This is a genomic window from Paenisporosarcina sp. FSL H8-0542, from assembly GCF_038632915.1.
GTDB lineage: Bacteria > Bacillota > Bacilli > Bacillales_A > Planococcaceae > Paenisporosarcina.
The window spans coordinates 2,900,578-2,916,647 of the sequence record NZ_CP152050.1; the positions used below are offsets into that span (position 1 = coordinate 2,900,578).

Annotated in this window: 17 protein-coding genes; 3 read left to right on the forward strand and 14 right to left on the reverse strand. The window is 42.0% G+C overall.

The features are described 5' to 3' along the window. Positions 1-56: 56 nt before the first annotated feature. Together MHH33_RS14580 and MHH33_RS14585 are read left to right on the forward strand one after the other, a co-directional pair. Entirely contained in the window at positions 57-1,616 is a 1,560-nt protein-coding gene (locus MHH33_RS14580) for an SWIM zinc finger family protein (RefSeq protein ID WP_342543784.1), read from the forward strand. Beyond that, positions 1,613-4,345 (forward strand): DEAD/DEAH box helicase, encoded by a 2,733-nt coding sequence (locus MHH33_RS14585; protein ID WP_342542157.1) that lies wholly within the window; start codon positions 1,613-1,615, stop codon positions 4,343-4,345. Before MHH33_RS14580 ends, MHH33_RS14585 begins: the two co-directional genes overlap by 4 nt. A gap of 593 nt (positions 4,346-4,938) precedes the next feature. Here MHH33_RS14585 and MHH33_RS14590 read toward each other — a convergent pair. Both MHH33_RS14590 and MHH33_RS14595 read right to left on the reverse strand, forming a co-directional pair. Continuing rightward, a complete protein-coding gene (locus MHH33_RS14590; RefSeq protein ID WP_342542158.1) occupies positions 4,939-5,082 on the reverse strand; it encodes a hypothetical protein in 144 nt (47 codons plus the stop codon). Positions 5,083-5,157: 75 nt separating this feature from the next. Next, on the reverse strand, positions 5,158-5,577 hold the full coding sequence (locus MHH33_RS14595) for a single-stranded DNA-binding protein (protein ID WP_016428238.1): 420 nt from the start codon (positions 5,575-5,577) through the stop codon (positions 5,158-5,160). Positions 5,578-5,841: 264 nt separating this feature from the next. Between MHH33_RS14595 and MHH33_RS14600 the strand changes: the two genes are divergently transcribed. Continuing rightward, on the forward strand, positions 5,842-6,279 hold the full coding sequence (locus tag MHH33_RS14600) for a YwpF family protein (RefSeq protein WP_036659469.1): 438 nt from the start codon (positions 5,842-5,844) through the stop codon (positions 6,277-6,279). 115 nt (positions 6,280-6,394) lie between these two features. Here the strand turns inward: MHH33_RS14600 and MHH33_RS14605 are convergent, their stop codons facing one another. The 12 genes from MHH33_RS14605 to atpD all read right to left on the reverse strand — a co-directional run bounded on the left by MHH33_RS14605 (position 6,395) and on the right by atpD (position 16,067). Then, entirely contained in the window at positions 6,395-6,736 is a 342-nt protein-coding gene (locus tag MHH33_RS14605) for a hypothetical protein (RefSeq protein ID WP_342542159.1), read from the reverse strand. A gap of 85 nt (positions 6,737-6,821) precedes the next feature. Further along, a complete protein-coding gene (locus MHH33_RS14610) occupies positions 6,822-7,208 on the reverse strand; it encodes a hypothetical protein (RefSeq protein ID WP_342542160.1) in 387 nt (128 codons plus the stop codon). A 95-nt stretch (positions 7,209-7,303) separates the two neighbouring features. Next, a complete protein-coding gene (gene fabZ / locus MHH33_RS14615; RefSeq protein WP_016428242.1) occupies positions 7,304-7,747 on the reverse strand; it encodes a 3-hydroxyacyl-ACP dehydratase FabZ in 444 nt (147 codons plus the stop codon). Positions 7,748-7,971: 224 nt separating this feature from the next. Further along, positions 7,972-8,271: a DNA-directed RNA polymerase subunit beta gene (locus tag MHH33_RS14620; protein WP_342542161.1), complete on the reverse strand. Its 300-nt coding sequence runs from the start codon at positions 8,269-8,271 to the stop codon at positions 7,972-7,974. 53 nt (positions 8,272-8,324) lie between these two features. After that, the gene (locus tag MHH33_RS14625; RefSeq protein WP_016428244.1) at positions 8,325-9,320 is read right to left on the reverse strand and encodes a rod shape-determining protein; all 996 of its coding nucleotides are present in this window, start codon (positions 9,318-9,320) and stop codon (positions 8,325-8,327) included. Positions 9,321-9,503: 183 nt separating this feature from the next. Further along, on the reverse strand, positions 9,504-9,776 hold the full coding sequence (locus MHH33_RS14630; protein ID WP_342542162.1) for a sporulation transcriptional regulator SpoIIID: 273 nt from the start codon (positions 9,774-9,776) through the stop codon (positions 9,504-9,506). A 55-nt stretch (positions 9,777-9,831) separates the two neighbouring features. Then, complete coding sequence (locus MHH33_RS14635; protein WP_016428246.1) at positions 9,832-10,485, reverse strand: M23 family metallopeptidase; 654 nt, start codon at positions 10,483-10,485, stop codon at positions 9,832-9,834. A gap of 34 nt (positions 10,486-10,519) precedes the next feature. Next, positions 10,520-11,362 carry a stage II sporulation protein D gene (gene spoIID / locus MHH33_RS14640; RefSeq protein WP_342542163.1) on the reverse strand — a complete coding sequence of 281 codons (843 nt, stop codon included), beginning with the start codon at positions 11,360-11,362 and terminating at the stop codon, positions 10,520-10,522. Positions 11,363-11,990: 628 nt separating this feature from the next. Further along, positions 11,991-13,292, reverse strand: coding sequence for a UDP-N-acetylglucosamine 1-carboxyvinyltransferase (gene murA / locus MHH33_RS14645; RefSeq protein ID WP_342542164.1), 1,302 nt, complete (start codon positions 13,290-13,292; stop codon positions 11,991-11,993). 370 nt (positions 13,293-13,662) lie between these two features. After that, positions 13,663-13,899: a DUF1146 family protein gene (locus MHH33_RS14650; RefSeq protein WP_016428250.1), complete on the reverse strand. Its 237-nt coding sequence runs from the start codon at positions 13,897-13,899 to the stop codon at positions 13,663-13,665. Positions 13,900-14,219: 320 nt separating this feature from the next. Beyond that, complete coding sequence (locus tag MHH33_RS14655) at positions 14,220-14,627, reverse strand: F0F1 ATP synthase subunit epsilon (RefSeq protein WP_016428251.1); 408 nt, start codon at positions 14,625-14,627, stop codon at positions 14,220-14,222. Positions 14,628-14,651: 24 nt separating this feature from the next. Continuing rightward, a complete protein-coding gene (atpD, locus tag MHH33_RS14660) occupies positions 14,652-16,067 on the reverse strand; it encodes a F0F1 ATP synthase subunit beta (protein WP_016428252.1) in 1,416 nt (471 codons plus the stop codon). Between the last annotated feature and the right edge of the window lie 3 nt (positions 16,068-16,070).

Genomic DNA, 16,070 nt, shown 5'->3' on the forward strand with positions numbered 1-16,070 from the left:
TCACTTACGGTTTTCCGAGAAAAGCCGTATAATGAAAGGAAAGATTTTTTTTGGAGATGTTGTTGTTGAGCCATTCTTTATTTAATATTGCCGTACGCTACCAATCCCATATCCAACAATGGATGGAGACGATTTCGGAAGATTTGCATCCCTCACATCAAGAGGATGAGGAGCTTGTCCGACGTGCTTCGTTTTCCGTTCGTAACGGAGCGGTACGTGCGCTTTCATATGACCCGTACGAACATTTACTCGAAGCAAAAGTGCAAGATGTGAGTCCTTGCATTGTGACGCTTCATTTAGTCGACGAACAAGTTACGTGTTCTTGTCCAGAAAAACGTCTATGTCGTCATTGCTTAGCCGTTTTATTCAGTTTATATATGCAGAAGTTTTCTTTATCCGAGTGGCTCCAGGAATGGCGCTTGAAGAAGTCGGAGCAACTTTCGTTACTTGCCAATGAACGTACACCGGAAAGCTGGAACGCAATCGTTCAATCGACGTTCAATGCTGTTTCTGGTGATTGGTCTTGGAAAGAGCGATACTTTATCGACAACTCGATTATTCAAATGAAACAGAAATTGAAGAAGTTCATGCCTTTTGAACGTGAATGGCAACCTCTTTACGATGTCTATACCAAAACTATGCTGCTTCGTTTGTTGTTTGATGTCAGCGAAGATATGAATGAAAACATGTTCCGCGCTACCATCCAGACCGATATTGAAGATATACAGCATCAGCTGCTGAATCTCTCGAGCAAACCACGTTTGTTCTCAGCTGATCCTTTTTATGATGCACTTGTGCTACATGTTCGTCATATCGTTTATGAGTTGGAAACGATGGCTGATCTTCGTTTTAATTTGTTTCACGCATATTGGGTCATACTGTTAACGGAAAAAGGCCGTCGTGAACAAGAGTTTGCTTATTTACAGGAAAACAAAAGTCTAAATAACGACCTGTTTCGGGCTTTATTTTGCTTATTGCTAAAAATACCGGATGAATTGAAACTCATTACGGACCGTATTCATCCAAGTGATATGCCTGAATGGATGCATTTGGCGAAACTTGCAAAAGAGCAGGAAGATCTGCCGTCGCTGACGATTATATTGCATGCGATGCGTCCACATATTTTTGATTATGTGAACAGTCATCTGTCTGCATGGAACCGTTCCGTGTTCGTTTCGAAATTATATGCGTTGTATAAATTCATCGAAATGCCGGATGCTGAACGTGAGCAGCTGTTCTGGCAATTTGGTTCATTTGGCGTCCGTGCCTATTCCGATTTCCTGATTGATCAACACCGATATAAAGATTGGGTGGCTCTGCATCACCGATTCGGGTCAACACTCGATTATGCGGAATCATGTGGTATGAAGACTGTCCTCCAGGAAGCACCTGAAACAGTGTTGCCGCTTTATCATGTACTTGCACTGACCGAAGTGCGAGAGCGCAATCGCCATAACTATAAACAAGCCGTTCGCATTTGGAAAAAAATGAAATCGGCTGCAAAGAAAAGTGGCAAAACCGAATATTGGAACAGCTACGTAAGCGAACTTCAAGCGAAATATCGTCGATTGCGCGCTCTCCAAGAAGAGATACAGAAAGGAAACTTGCCTTTATGACTTCCCGTGTATCGCCCTTTATGAAAAATTTAATACTGTCATTCGATCAAATGGATGATGGATTTACAACCGTGCATGCCTACAATGATGAAGGCATGCGTTTATTTACGGAACAATGGATATCTTTTATCTCATTCCAACATGAACCCTCTTTTTACGGTTTGAATCATGATGAAGAAACTCGGTTTTCTTCACTTGAATTAGTGGAACTGTTCTCACCTATCGTTAAACACCCTTACGTACACGTTAGTGGCTATGCACAGGAAGACGAGTTGACGATATCAACCATTCAACAAGCTGCAAACATATGGAGTGCGCCAACTCTTTGGAATGATATTGAGTTTGAAGAAGGCTCACTAGTACTGACAACTGAAGAAGTCCCACCTGCTGCAAAAGTGATGCTTACTTCTGCCATTCAGCAGAAACTGTATGGCGCAGGGTTGACGTTATCGGATATTCCTACGTTACTTCCCTTTTTCAAACAAGGCGGTTGGCCTCTGCAAGCTCAAAGCGGGCATGCTGATGTCATTGTGGCACTGCGGCTTAGTGAGCCTGAGTCCTTCTCGGATGAATGGCTATTGGAAACTGTGGTTCGCGGCAAGAAAAGTTCTGTGCACTGGACTCCCGCTTTTCGGAAGAAAGATTCTTCAATCGCTAATGCGCTACCTGATAAATGGAAAGTTCATGCTCCTTATGTGTATGAAACGCAATCCAATATGCTGGAATTAATGAATATGGAATCGGATGCGGATCGGTTTTTATCTAGTTCGTTAAGTGATTTGGACGTCCGCCATTTCTTGCGTGACGATGCAGCACGCCTGCAAGCTCTTGGTTTTGAAGTGATTTTGCCAGGTTGGTTAAAAGCGGTGAAAGAATCCAAACTGCGCGTCAAGTCGAATGCCAAGACCGCTTCGTTTAAAACAACAGCCGGTCTGAATGAAATTTTAACTTTTGATTGGCACTTCTCGTTAAATGGTCAAGCGATTACTGAAGATCAATTCAAACAAATGGTTGAAGAAAATCGTGAGTACATACGTGCCGGTAACGAATGGTTCCGCATCGATTCACACTGGATGCATGAAATCCGCCAGTTGATGGAACAAACGGAAGCTGAAGACTGGACCGTGAAAGAATTATTGTTCCGTGAACTGCCTGAAGCACTCGTACTTGATGAAGATAATTTGGAAGAAGAGGACGATCCATTATTCCAGTTCGAACTGAATCAATCCCTTCAAAAGTATTTGGAACAGCTACAGGATAAGAAAGGTCTGCCTACTACGACTGTTTCCCCTCATTTGTTGACGGAACTGCGTCCTTATCAGCAACAGGGCTTTGACTGGATTGTGTTTATGCGTGAACAAGGATTCGGCGTCTGTTTAGCGGATGATATGGGTCTCGGAAAAACAGTACAGCTGATTGCGTACTTGCTCCATGTACATCGCACAAATCAAACGGATAAGCCATCGTTTATCATTTGCCCTACTTCCGTTTTAGGAAACTGGCAAAAAGAGCTGGCACGATTTGCGCCTGATTTGGACGTCCATGTGCATTACGGGCAAACACGTTCCAAAGATGAATCACTGGCTACTGAACTCATTTCCATGAAACCGGATGTCGTATTGACGACTTTTGGTACGGCTTCTCAGGATGCTGAAGCGTTAAGTGAAATCGAATGGGCCAGTGTGACTCTGGATGAAGCTCAGAACATCAAAAACATGCACACGAAGCAAAGTCGTGCGATCCGCAAGTTACGCGGTGAACATCATTTGGCATTGACAGGAACACCAGTTGAAAATCGTTTGTCTGAGTTATGGGCCATTTTCGATTTCATTTATAAAGGCTATTTAGGTAGCTTCCGTAAGTTCCAGGATAACTTTATTGCACCAATTGAACGCGATGAGTCGGAAAATCATAAACAAAAACTACGAAACAAAATCCGTCCTTTCTTGTTGAGACGTACGAAGCAGGATCCAGACTTGCTGTTGAACCTGCCGGACAAACAAGAACAGCGTGAGTATTGCCCATTGACGACGGAGCAAGCAGCACTCTATGAAAGCTTGATTCAGGAGACGCTGTTCAAACTCGAAACATTGACCGGCTTTGAGAAAAAAGGACTTATTTTAAAAATGTTGAGCAAGCTGAAGCAATTGTGTAATCACCCAGCCCTTTATCTGAAGGAGGGGTTTGGTGAAGCGGAGTATATGATGGAGCGTTCTGAAAAACTGGCGCGCATCGTCACTTTGGCAGCAGAAATTGCCGCTCGCGGTGAGCAATGTCTCATTTTCACCCAGTACATTGGAATGGGTCATCTGCTACAGCATTGCTTAAGCGAGTTGCACGACATCGATCCGCCATTCTTAACTGGCAGCATGCCAAAAGCACAGCGTGACCGTCTGGTTGAATCCTTCCAGGAAAAAGAATTCCCTGTGTTTCTTTTGTCACTGAAAGCTGGTGGAACGGGACTTAACTTAACTGCTGCAAATCATGTATTGCATGCCGATCGTTGGTGGAATCCAGCGGTTGAAAATCAAGCAACTGACCGTGCCTACCGCATTGGTCAAACGCGTTTTGTCCATGTGCATAAATTCGTGACAATTGGTACGATTGAAGAGAAAATCGACAAATTGCTAGCTGATAAACAAGCTTTGTCGGAAGACTTGATCCAATCCAGCCAGTGGATTACTGAACTAGCGGATGATGATTTAAAAGAACTTCTTACATTAGGTTAACGTTTATATGGATGCCTGTCGGATTTCCGGCAGGCATTTTATTTTATAAAAATTGGAGGGAATCGGCTCCCTTTCCGCGTACGAACTTGCTAGCCTCCTCTGCTGAGTTTTTCTATATGTCTAGTTCTGCTGGCCAGACAGTACCTCCGTTTCACTGTCTCATTCGAAAACAGGTTTTCGAGTCGGCAGTTCCAACGTCGGAGTCGGTCTATCTTGGCCTACTACACTTTTCTTATGTCCAGCTTCAAGCACCAGCTCACACCTAAGCTTGGGCCCACAGGATGTGGGTCATGAAGGCGTTCGGACACGATGTCCGGATCTTAGCCTCCCCTCCCAAATACATGCGAAAGCGGGCTTTCGCTTCGTGCCTTCCAGCGCCGGTGTTGAGCTAGAGTGATGCTTTCCGCTTTTCTATATGTCTAGTTCCGCAGGCCAGACCGCACCTCCGTTTCACTGTCTCGTTCGAAAACAGGTTTTCGAGTCGGCAGTTCCAACGTCGGAGTCGGTCTATCTTGGCCTACTACACTTTTCTATGTACAAGACCGACCGTGCTTCACGCGGCCGGTTTCCTCTCTTGCCAATCTAGTAAAATCTTATTTGCCCACTACGCGTAATGTGGGTTCGGTTAATTTGTGTTCGAGCACTTGAATTCGCTCATTCAAATTCGCAATCATACGAATTAGTTGTTCCATATGTAGTTCCATTCGAATGAGATGATCAGATGATGAAGCTTTCATTGGGTGAATTCCTTTCTCTTGGATTGAGAAATCTTGTGTACTAACCAACGGTGCGGTCTACCGTGGAAAACATAGTTACACAACCGGTAATTCTTTGTGCTCTTCCTCAGAGAATATAAAGTCTTCTTTCGCTTGCGACTCTTTTTTCATATGAGGAATTTCTGAAGATTGTCCTGCTTTCGGTTTCGTTTGTAAGAATTGAACTTCTTCAACGATGACTTCGGTTACGAAGACTCGATTGCCATCTTCTTTTTGGTAGGATCTCGAGTGGATATGTCCACTGATTCCTACAAGCGAGCCTTTTCCACAATACTTCACTGTGTGTTCAGCAAGTTTCCCCCATACAGTGCATAATACAAAATCTGCTTCATCCGCTTTTGCACTTTTGTAAGTACGTTGTACAGCCAACACAAAACTTGCTTGCACCCTTCCTTCAGACAATTGCCGAAATACTGGATCTTTTGTCATGCGGCCAATCATCCCGATTTGATTCATTTATTCACCTCCTTTCAGGTTACTGAATTTATTGTACAAAGCACATTTAATTGTGTGCAAAGGACCAAAAATTAATTTTGCCCTCTTTTGAGCCTGTAAAAATTTAATTTTGCAAGTACCACATATTAACAAAGTTCTTCTTATACCATGTGGCTCTAAGTGTGAAGCATTTCTTTAAAATGCGGTTTTGGCTAGTTCTCTAAGATTTTTGAAGTCTATGATATAATAGAGTCAATTAAACTTTGCGGAAAGGCTGTGAGCTTATTGAAAACCTTTAAAATGTTGTCTATGACATTGGTTCAAGGGGACCAAACCATTGCGATTCCTCTCGTAGATGGCATCATCATCAATCAAGAAAACAGCCACCGATCATGGATATTAGAAATGTATGTCGATAAAAAAGACAGTACGATATTTGAGCAATACAATGGTTCTGGGGAATTGGTTGAAGTGAAAGTTGTCATTTCGTATCCTGAAAATGAACCTGCAAGCTTTGAAGTTGCAGTATATGCTGTCAAAGAAATTGGAGATTATGTTTCGGTGCTGTTGAAAGGGATGTTAATTCGCACCCGGCGTAAGTATGCCTTGCAACTTTTGACAGAACTTGTCCAAGATGGATTAACAGGTGAAAAGCTTATTACTCGCTTTGAAAACGATATGCGACAACGACCTCATTTAAAAAAAGACTCGGCTGAAATTTAGCCGAGTCTTTTTTGTATTAAAGCGAGCCCAATTCGCGTCTTAGCTTCAGAAACTCAATCAAATTTTCGATTCATTTCGTCCAGAAAAGACATTCGGGATTCTTCACAATTCAGTATTATTCGTCTTTGTTATCCGCGTCACGTCTATCCATGTCATCTTCAAGGATTTCTTCTTCATCTGTATTCGCGTCTTTCATCATGTCTTTATCATTATCTTTGTTTTGATCTTCGTTTGTTGGGTCCACATGATTTTCACCTTCAGTACCAGGCACTAAATCTTGGGTATCTTCTCGTACGTCATTTACGTCGTCATTTACATTGTTTTCTACGTCATTTACATCGTTTTTTACGTCGTTTTCCATTGGGGTTTCGTTTCCTGGTACTTTGTCGTTATTCATGTTACATCCGACAAGTAAAAGTGCACTCATACCAAAGACCATCGTTGCTTTTTTCCACATAAAAAATTCCCTCCTTTCCGGCAATTGTTCACCACAATTAATGTGATTCACTGTAGGTTGCCCGGGAAAGGAAGGAACTATCCGACTATGCGTTTAGTTTTTCTTTTAAAATGGATTCGACGTATGCCGCTTCCGCTTTACACGCATAATCATAATGAGTGTTGAGTTGTTCTTGCATAATTTCAATTTTTGCAACTTGTTCTTCAGACGGTGGCTCATTCAAAATTTTATCAATGGCTTGATTCATTTTTTTGGCAATTTCTTCGTGAAATACTGGATCTTGCTTACATTCTTCAGAAATCTTGTCTGTCCATGTAGCACTTTCACTTATATATATGCGCCAAGTTTGAATGAAGTCTTCCATACTGAAACGATTTTCAGACCATTCAATCGAAGCCATATAATGTTCGAAAACGGTTTTGATGGAGCGTGTAATGCTACTTTTTACTCCGGTTGGTAATTCTTTATACATGAAGCGGAAAACCTCCTACTTGAAAGGCTACACCGTCTGTTTTATTATTCCCTCAGACGATTAGCATTAAACAACTTGTACTTGTTGAATAGTGATTATTCTTTTTCAACAATTGGTCCGAGAGCAAATAAAATATCGGTTTCGCATGCGATTTCGCCGTCTACTGTCGCGATGGCATGACCTTTGCCCATTGCCCCGCGAAGTTTTACGAATTCCACTTCCAAGCGAAGTTGATCGCCAGGCACGACTTGTCGTTTGAAACGGCAGTTATCTACACCAGTCAAAAATGCAAGACGTCCTTTGTTTTCTTCTTTGTTCAATAACGCTACTCCACCAACTTGTGCCAATGCTTCGATAATTAAAACACCTGGCATTACAGGATATCCTGGGAAATGCCCATTGAAGAAATCTTCGTTGATTGAAACGTTTTTCAAACCAACTGCACGTTTGCCGTCTTCAATTTCAGTAATTCGATCGACCAATAAAAATGGATAACGATGTGGTAAAATTGCTTGAATTTGTTGAGCTGATAATGTCACTGTAAAACCTCCATAAGAAAAGCGTAAAGCGCCACTTCAGATCGACTCCGATGGTGGAAGAAACGAATCGAAAATCTGTTTTCGAATTGTTTTGGTATGAAGGCTAGTGTCCCGACATCATGTCGGGACACTAGCCTTCATGACCCATGTGTACCTAACCGGAGGTGTGAGCTGGCGCTTGTAGCTAGACAATATTTTTTTCTAAAGACGTGCAAAGAGTCGATTTACTTCTCTTTCCCGTTTAAAATGTCCAAAATGTGTTGCCATGTTTCCCACTTAAGGGCGTCTTTTGGTTCACCATCTCCGATGTAACCATAGCCAATAATTAATCCTGCTGCAATTGCAGCAACGACAAGAGCTAAAACCAAAATAATACGAAGCCAAATCGGGAAAAGACGTATTTGAACCCACCAAGTTTTCTTTTGACCCTTAGCTTCGGCTTTTTCAGCTTTGTGCTGTTTTCGGTTTGAAGCAACTGGCTGCGTTTTTACCTGTTGTTGTTCGTCTTTTACTTCATTCGTCATTCGCCGTTCTCCTTATCGTCCATCAATTGTGCATGTATATTTGTTGGTAATCTTTACAGTCGAGTGGAAGCTTTGCCAATATTGTTTAGCAAAATACCTGTACCGATGGCTACACAGTCCATTGGGTTTTCGGCTATTAAAACCGGTACTTTCAATTCCTGTGCAAGCAAGAAATCAATGCCGTGCATCAGTGCGCCACCACCTGTTAAAATCACGCCACGGTCGATAATATCTGCAGATAATTCTGGAGGTGTCTTTTCCAGAACATTTTTCGAAGCCTGCACGATCATGGCAATGGATTCTCGCAAACATTTTTCGATTTCCTCAGAAGTGATTAGAATAGTTCGTGGCAAGCCTGTAACCATATCTCGGCCGCGGATTTCCATTTCTTCTTTGCGTCCACCAGCGAATACCGTACCGATTCTTATTTTAATATCTTCAGACGTACGTTCGCCAATCAATAACTTATATTCGCGTTTTATGTACTGTAAAATATCATTATCAAACACATCACCGGCTACTTTAATCGATTCGGACGTTACAATGTCGCCCATCGAAAGGACCGCGATATCTGTTGTTCCCCCACCAATATCAACGACCATATTTCCGCTTGGCTGGAAAATATCCATGCCCGCTCCAATCGCCGCCACTTTTGGTTCTTCTTCGAGGAAAACTTTTTTGCCGCCAGATTTCTCCGCCGCTTCACGAATCGCTTTTTGTTCCACACTTGTGATATTCGTTGGGCAACAAATTAAGATACGTGGCTTTGATAAAAATCCTTTTACATCCAATTTATTAATAAAGTGTTTCAGCATCGCTTCAGTCACATCAAAATCAGCGATTACTCCGTCTTTTAGCGGACGAATCGCCACTATATTTCCGGGAGTACGCCCTACCATTTTACGTGCTTCTTCGCCTACTGCCAACACACGTTTCGTTTTGCGATCCATTGCTACTACTGAAGGCTCGTTTAATACAATGCCTTTACCTTTTACATGTATTAAAACGTTAGCCGTTCCAAGGTCAATTCCAATATCTTTAGCAAACATGAACCTTGTTTCCCCTTCCTACAAATCCCATAATAGTTGACTTTCTCTATCTTTGTCTCTACTAACTGACTATTCTATCATAGCGAGCAAATAATTACATCTTTTTTAGTAAATAGTCCTGTTCTGAAAACGAAGCTTCGGTGTTCTTTTAACCGCATGAAAAAACGCCATGACGAGTAATCGTCATGGCGTTTCTTCTGTGTGTTCCTCTTTAAGTTTCCACATCTGTTTCGTTGCTTCCCCGCCCCGGATATGCCGAATCGACTTATGATAGGCAAGGATTTCACTAACTTCTTTGGCCAGTGCTTCATTTACTAGTTTTAAACGTTCTGTTAAATCTTTGTGCACCGTGCTTTTCGAGTAGCCCGTTTTCTTTGCAACCGCGCGTACCGTTAAGCCCGTTTCATGCACCAATACGCCAAGCTCTAGGCAACGTTTCCGGATCTGTTCGTGCAAGACCGCATCCTTCCGTACCGAACGTTTCCTATACCGTATGCCTTAAAGTTGGGAATTAGAACGCTAAGTACGTACGTGGATTAATTGCTTCTCCCTTGTCATACACTTCAAACTGTAAATGAACGCCAGCTGTTGGGTTGAATTCATTTTCAGTAGCAGTTGCCATAGGTTGACCTTGTTGTACATGGTCACCGGCTTTCACTGAAATTTCTTTTACGGAACGGTATTGTGTAAGTAGGCCGTCTTCATGTTCTAGAACGATTTCGTCCCCAAGGAATGGATCAAGATTTACTTCTTTTACTGTACCACTCATTGCAGCTAAAATTTCAAACGGTTCGCCTTCAATTGAGATGGTCACACCGCTACTTGTTTCGTAAGTTTGGTTGAATACAAGAAGAGAATTTTCTTGTGATTCGTCCGTTGCAGTAGGATCATAGAAATCTTGCAGAATTGTCATTTGGTCAAGCATCGCTTCGTCAAATGGGAATTTCATTGACTCTTTTTGAGACGTTACAGCAACTTCTTTTGCTCCCGTGTCTTCTGTTCGTGGACCTTTTGCGACATTATCAGAATCAATAAACGCATTGTACCCCCAGATCATGCCGACAAATAGCAGCGAAAACCCTACGTAAATCGCTGGCCATAGCCACGTTTGTTTTTTACTTGGTTTTTTTGGTAGAGAAGGATTATTAGATTTTTCCTCTCGCATATTCATCACCTCTGATGCTAGTGTTGTCAGCGATTCAAGGTTTTAAACATCCTGGTTGAATAGATTGGAAATTTTTTATTTCCGTCTTCGGATAGTAGTGTTTCAAAATCTCCTCTACCTTACTCCCTTCCTGCGCCATAGCGTTTGCTCCGTATTGACTCATCCCGACGCCATGCCCGTATCCTTTCGTTGATACGGTGATAAGATTTGGATTGGATGCATCAATTTCGAAATCCGTGGAGGGGAGCCCTAAAATATCCCTTATTTCACGGCCTGTCCATTCGTGCTGAGTGGTCGTCATTTGTTTGACTCGTTGTGATTCATTTGGCGTCAGCACCAGTGTCTTGAAGTGATCGGCTGTCCAATTAAAGCCGAATGCCTCGTTCCATTCTTTCAGGGTGAATGTTTTCGTGTTGTTGAACTTCGGAGATATGGTATCCCCCAGGCTATCCGTGATGACTAAATATGGAATGTCGTTGCCACTATACCCTTTCGCGCTTTCCGTTTTCCCATTGCTCGTGGAGAAAAACATGGCTGTGATGAGTTCATTATTATAGGTAAGAATTTGTGAGGCAGTTTCCGTGATTGCTTGTGCGATATTTGGAGGGGATATGCGTTCACTCGGTGAGATGAACGCTTGGTGTGAAGTAGTTGGTTTAATAGATTTTGAACCAAAATTGGTTGTTTTGAGTGCGAATGTTCGTGCGGCAATTGCTTGCGCTTTTAAGGCCTCTAGCTTGAACGTAGCTGGCATTTCTGCTTGTACGACACCTTTGACATAGTCCTCTAATGGAAACGGCTCAGCATGCCCTTCCACGCGAATTAGTATAGGTTCACAAGCTACAACATTGTCGGTTTCGGGTTCGGGTGCTGACACTTGCCCTTGTTGCGGTAGTTTCTTAATTATTTGCAGTGGCAGGAGGAATAAACAGAGACAGGTGATAACAATGGCTAAGTATCTCATGGTGGAATATATGATGATAGAGTAAAGAATATGAATTACAGAGAGCATTAGAATTTATCTGGATTTAATGCGAGTAAATCTAGATTTCAAATGGGTTTCTTCATATCGTACGTCGAGATCTCTTATCAGCATCGCAACGGAAACAAAACCATTTTACACTTCTATGGATATTTTTTGGAAGTAACTGGGCGAACGGGAATAAAGTACTCGCGAGAGGGATTAAACGTATCCTTAATAGGAACAAATCTTGAAAGGGAATAAAAATTCCCTCCCGTTAATATTGCCACACTTCTAACAGGAGTAAAGCGTAAACAAACCAACTTGCCCCCTCCCACTTCATTCGGAGGGGAATTACTGTTATGGATTAATATAAACAAAGTGAGCTTCCCGAATAGGAACAAATAAAAAAGAAATGGCATACACTAAATATCCCCATACCCCCTCTTTCCAAAACTGAGTATTAACGGGAATAAAATTTTCCACAAAAAAACCGACATCTTGGGTATAAGATGTCGGTTTTTGGAATAGGATAGGATATGGATTAAACGGTTTGTTGCATTACTTTTTCATCAGAAGATTCAGATGAAACGCGTTCAATGTCTGCTCCAAGTGCTTGTAGTTTCAAGTGGAAGTTCACGTATCCACGGTCAAGATGGTAAAGTTCAGTAACGCGTGTTACGCCTTCTGAAGCCAAGCCCGCTAAAATTAATGCTGCAGCTGCACGTAGATCAGTTGCTGCCACTTCTGCGCCTTGAAGTTCAGATGGTCCTTGCATAATAACCGAGCGACCTTCAATTTTCACATTCCCGTTCATGCGACGAAATTCTTCTACGTGCATAAAGCGGTTTTCAAATACCGTTTCAGTCAACATTCCCGTGCCAGTTGCCGTTAACATCAATGCCATCATTTGTGATTGCATGTCAGTCGGGAAGCCAGGATGCGGCATTGTTTTAATATCCACGGATTTCAATGTTTCAGTTGCACGGATACGAAGTCCGTCTTCTTCTTCATTGATATGAACGCCCATTTCTTCCATTTTGGAAATTAACGCTGCCATATGCTCAGGAACTGCGTTTTCGATTGTTACATCACCTTTTGTGATGGCAGCTGCCACCATGAATGTACCTGCTTCAATACGGTCAGGAATGATATGGTGAAGTGTACCTTCTAATTCTTCTACACCCTCGATGCGAATCGTGTCGGTACCAGCCCCGATAACACGTCCACCCATTTCGTTGATGAAGTTCGCCAAATCTACAATTTCCGGCTCTCTTGCAGCATTTTCAAGAATTGTCGTTCCTTCTGCTAATGCTGCCGCCGTCATGATGTTTTCAGTAGCCCCAACACTTGGGAAGTCCATATAAATTTTAGCACCTTTTAAGCGACCATCTGTTCTTGCCTCAACAAATCCATGACCAAATGAGATTTCAGCGCCCATCGCTTCAAAACCTTTTAAATGCTGATCGATTGGACGAGAACCGATTGCACAGCCCCCTGGAAGTGCTACACGCGCAAAGCCGTTACGAGCTAAAATCGGTCCCATTACTAAGATCGATGCACGCATTTTACGAACGTATTCGAATTGAGCTTCACTTGATAATGTAACTGAAGAATCGATAATGACTTCGTTTTGTTTTGGGAAATATTGCACTGATGCACCTAAACTTTTCAATACTTCATTTATCGTGTAAACATCTGCTAAGTTCGCTACGTCACGAATGATGTTTTTTCCTTTTGATGCTAAAAGAGCTGCTGCCAATACCGGTAGTACCGCATTTTTTGCACCCTCTACTCTTACTTTCCCTGTTAACTTATGGCCGCCTCTTACAATAATTTTATCCAATGTTGACCCTCCATGTTTTATATAATGATTTTTCTCTATGTGTCGATTAAACTCGTATGATGTCATTTATTAGGAATAAAAACATTACTCATATTACAGACATTTCTCGTATAACACAAGTACCCATTCCCTCATTTTTTGTGAACTTTTTGACAAGTAACTGTTTTATATGATACGTAAGTCACAAGTTCTTTGTGTCGGTCAAAATGGAACTCTTTTAAACTCTTTTTTGTTAAGTTATTCTACCTACTAATTCCCTTCGACACTAGGATTAAACCATCCTTCGACAATTTATTTCCCGGGTAATATTTGTTCTCTCCATGGCCATAGCTACGAAACTCGTTCATCTTTATGGACATAAAGAGACTCTTTATGAAAAGAGGAACGGAATCTGTTTCGACCAAGTCGACATGTGCAGAAAGAAGTTCGACACTGAAGAACCGATTGCAATGCTCAAAAGAATGTATAGTAGTTGCACTTGAAAAACATGTTGCTTTTTGACAACTTTTTCGATCATGACAGCACGAAGTGCAAAAAATGTAATTCCGATAAAAAATGTATGCGATAAAATGCCAAGGATTGCTTGTTGCCCAATTTGTGTATACATGGTGATTGCTCCTTTTTGTATGAAAAGTGGTCGAATTAAGTAAGGAAAACACTTTTGTTAAGATGTTGTCTGGCAGCATACGTACGAATGTGAAAAATTAAGTTAATAAACTTATCACGTTACGAATTGTGTTGAAAAATGAAATTGGAGATTGAAAACTCATTTCCAGAAATACATTCATTACATTCAGATATAACATTGCGCATTGTAAATAAACAACAGTGAATCCTCTATATCGATCTGTGAAATAGAGAGACCCCCACCTATCAAATAAAAAAACGAGTCGAGGAGAATACTACTCCTCGACTCGCCATCTTTTATTAGATGTTACCCTCATTAACGTTGATACGATTCATTGCGCGTTTCAATGATAGTTCCGCACGTTTGAAATCGACGTCGTCTTGTTTTGATAAGTTCAGACGTTCTTCAGCACGTTTCATTGCTTCTTTCGCACGATTGATATCAATTGTGCTAGCTACTTCAGCTGATGGAGCTAGAATGGATACTTGGTCAGGTCGGACTTCCAAGAAACCGCCGCTTACTGCTACGATTTCAGTTGTTCCTTCCTTTTTCAGACGAATGGCACCCACTTTAAGTGGAGCAACCATTGGAATGTGTCCAGGTAGCACACCAATTTCACCAGTTGTTGTAGAGGCAATGATCATGTTGACTTCAGAATCGTATACCGGGCCGTCGGGAGTGACAATATTGACTTTGATGGTCTTCATTTTTTCCCCTCCTGGTCCCTGTTATTAAACTTCAACGCCCATGCTTTTCGCTTTTTCAATAACCTCTTCAATGCGTCCAACTAAACGGAATGCATCTTCAGGTAGGTGATCATATTTACCATCAAGAATTTGTCTGAATCCTTGAACTGTTTCTTTAACCGGTACGTATGAACCTTTTTGGCCAGTGAATTGCTCAGCTACGTGGAAGTTTTGAGATAAGTAGAACTGAATACGACGAGCACGGTTAACCGTTAACTTGTCATCATCAGATAACTCATCCATACCAAGAATCGCGATGATATCTTGAAGTTCTTTGTAGCGTTGAAGTGTTGATTGTACTTGACGAGCAACTGAGTAGTGCTCTTCGCCAACGATTTCAGGTGACAATGCACGAGAAGTTGAAGCCAAAGGATCTACCGCTGGGTAAATACCCATCTCAGAAAGTTTACGTTCTAAGTTTGTTGTTGCATCTAAGTGAGCAAATGTTGTTGCTGGAGCTGGATCCGTATAGTCATCGGCAGGTACGTAAATCGCTTGAATCGATGTTACAGAACCTACGTTAGTAGACGTGATACGCTCTTGCAATTGACCCATTTCAGTAGCAAGTGTTGGTTGGTAACCAACGGCTGATGGCATACGACCTAGAAGGGCTGATACCTCAGAACCTGCTTGAGTGAAACGGAAGATATTATCGATGAACAATAGTACGTCTGCACCTTGCTCATCACGGAAATACTCAGCCATTGTCAAACCAGTCAAGGCAACACGCATACGTGCACCAGGCGGCTCGTTCATTTGACCGAATACCATTGCTGTTTTCTTGATTACGCCAGAATCGCTCATCTCGTGGAATAAGTCATTTCCTTCACGCGTACGCTCACCAACACCTGCGAATACCGAGATACCGCCGTGTTCTTGTGCGATGTTATTGATTAATTCTTGAATAAGTACAGTTTTACCTACACCGGCACCACCGAAGAGACCGATTTTACCACCTTTGATATAAGGAGCTAATAAGTCTACTACTTTGATTCCTGTTTCAAGAATTTCAACTTCTGTTGAAAGGTGTTCGAACGTTGGTGCAAGACGGTGAATCGGGTCACGGCGTAATTCAGCCGGGATCTCTTCGCCTAAGTCAATTACTTCACCAAGTACGTTGAATACACGACCTAATGTGATGTCACCAACTGGAACTGTAATTGCTGATCCAGCGTCTGTAACTTCCGCACCACGTTTCAAGCCATCTGTAGATGACATAGCTACTGTACGGACAGAGTCGTCACCAAGGTGTAACGCAACTTCAAGAGTTAACGTTGTTGGCTCTTGGTTTGGACGTTCAATCGCAACTGTCAATGCGTTATAGATTGCTGGTAACTGGCCGTTGTTGAACTTAACGTCAACAACTGGACCCATTACTTGAAGAACGTGTCCTATGTTCATACT

Excerpts from the sequence above, each read along its gene's own strand:
- MHH33_RS14580 (WP_342543784.1), top strand. The coding sequence starts at position 57 with ATGTTGTTGTTGAGCCATTCTTTATTTAATATTGCCGTACGCTACCAA.
- MHH33_RS14585 (WP_342542157.1), top strand. The coding sequence starts at position 1,613 with ATGACTTCCCGTGTATCGCCCTTTATGAAAAATTTAATACTGTCATTC.
- MHH33_RS14590 (WP_342542158.1), bottom strand. The coding sequence starts at position 5,082 with ATGAAAGCTTCATCATCTGATCATCTCATTCGAATGGAACTACATATG.
- MHH33_RS14595 (WP_016428238.1), bottom strand. The coding sequence starts at position 5,577 with ATGAATCAAATCGGGATGATTGGCCGCATGACAAAAGATCCAGTATTT.
- MHH33_RS14605 (WP_342542159.1), bottom strand. The coding sequence starts at position 6,736 with ATGTGGAAAAAAGCAACGATGGTCTTTGGTATGAGTGCACTTTTACTT.
- MHH33_RS14610 (WP_342542160.1), bottom strand. The coding sequence starts at position 7,208 with ATGTATAAAGAATTACCAACCGGAGTAAAAAGTAGCATTACACGCTCC.
- MHH33_RS14620 (WP_342542161.1), bottom strand. The coding sequence starts at position 8,271 with ATGACGAATGAAGTAAAAGACGAACAACAACAGGTAAAAACGCAGCCA.
- MHH33_RS14625 (WP_016428244.1), bottom strand. The coding sequence starts at position 9,320 with ATGTTTGCTAAAGATATTGGAATTGACCTTGGAACGGCTAACGTTTTA.
- MHH33_RS14635 (WP_016428246.1), bottom strand. The coding sequence starts at position 10,485 with ATGCGAGAGGAAAAATCTAATAATCCTTCTCTACCAAAAAAACCAAGT.
- MHH33_RS14650 (WP_016428250.1), bottom strand. The coding sequence starts at position 13,899 with ATGTATACACAAATTGGGCAACAAGCAATCCTTGGCATTTTATCGCAT.
- MHH33_RS14655 (WP_016428251.1), bottom strand. The coding sequence starts at position 14,627 with ATGAAGACCATCAAAGTCAATATTGTCACTCCCGACGGCCCGGTATAC.
- atpD (WP_016428252.1), bottom strand. The coding sequence starts at position 16,067 with ATGAACATAGGACACGTTCTTCAAGTAATGGGTCCAGTTGTTGACGTT.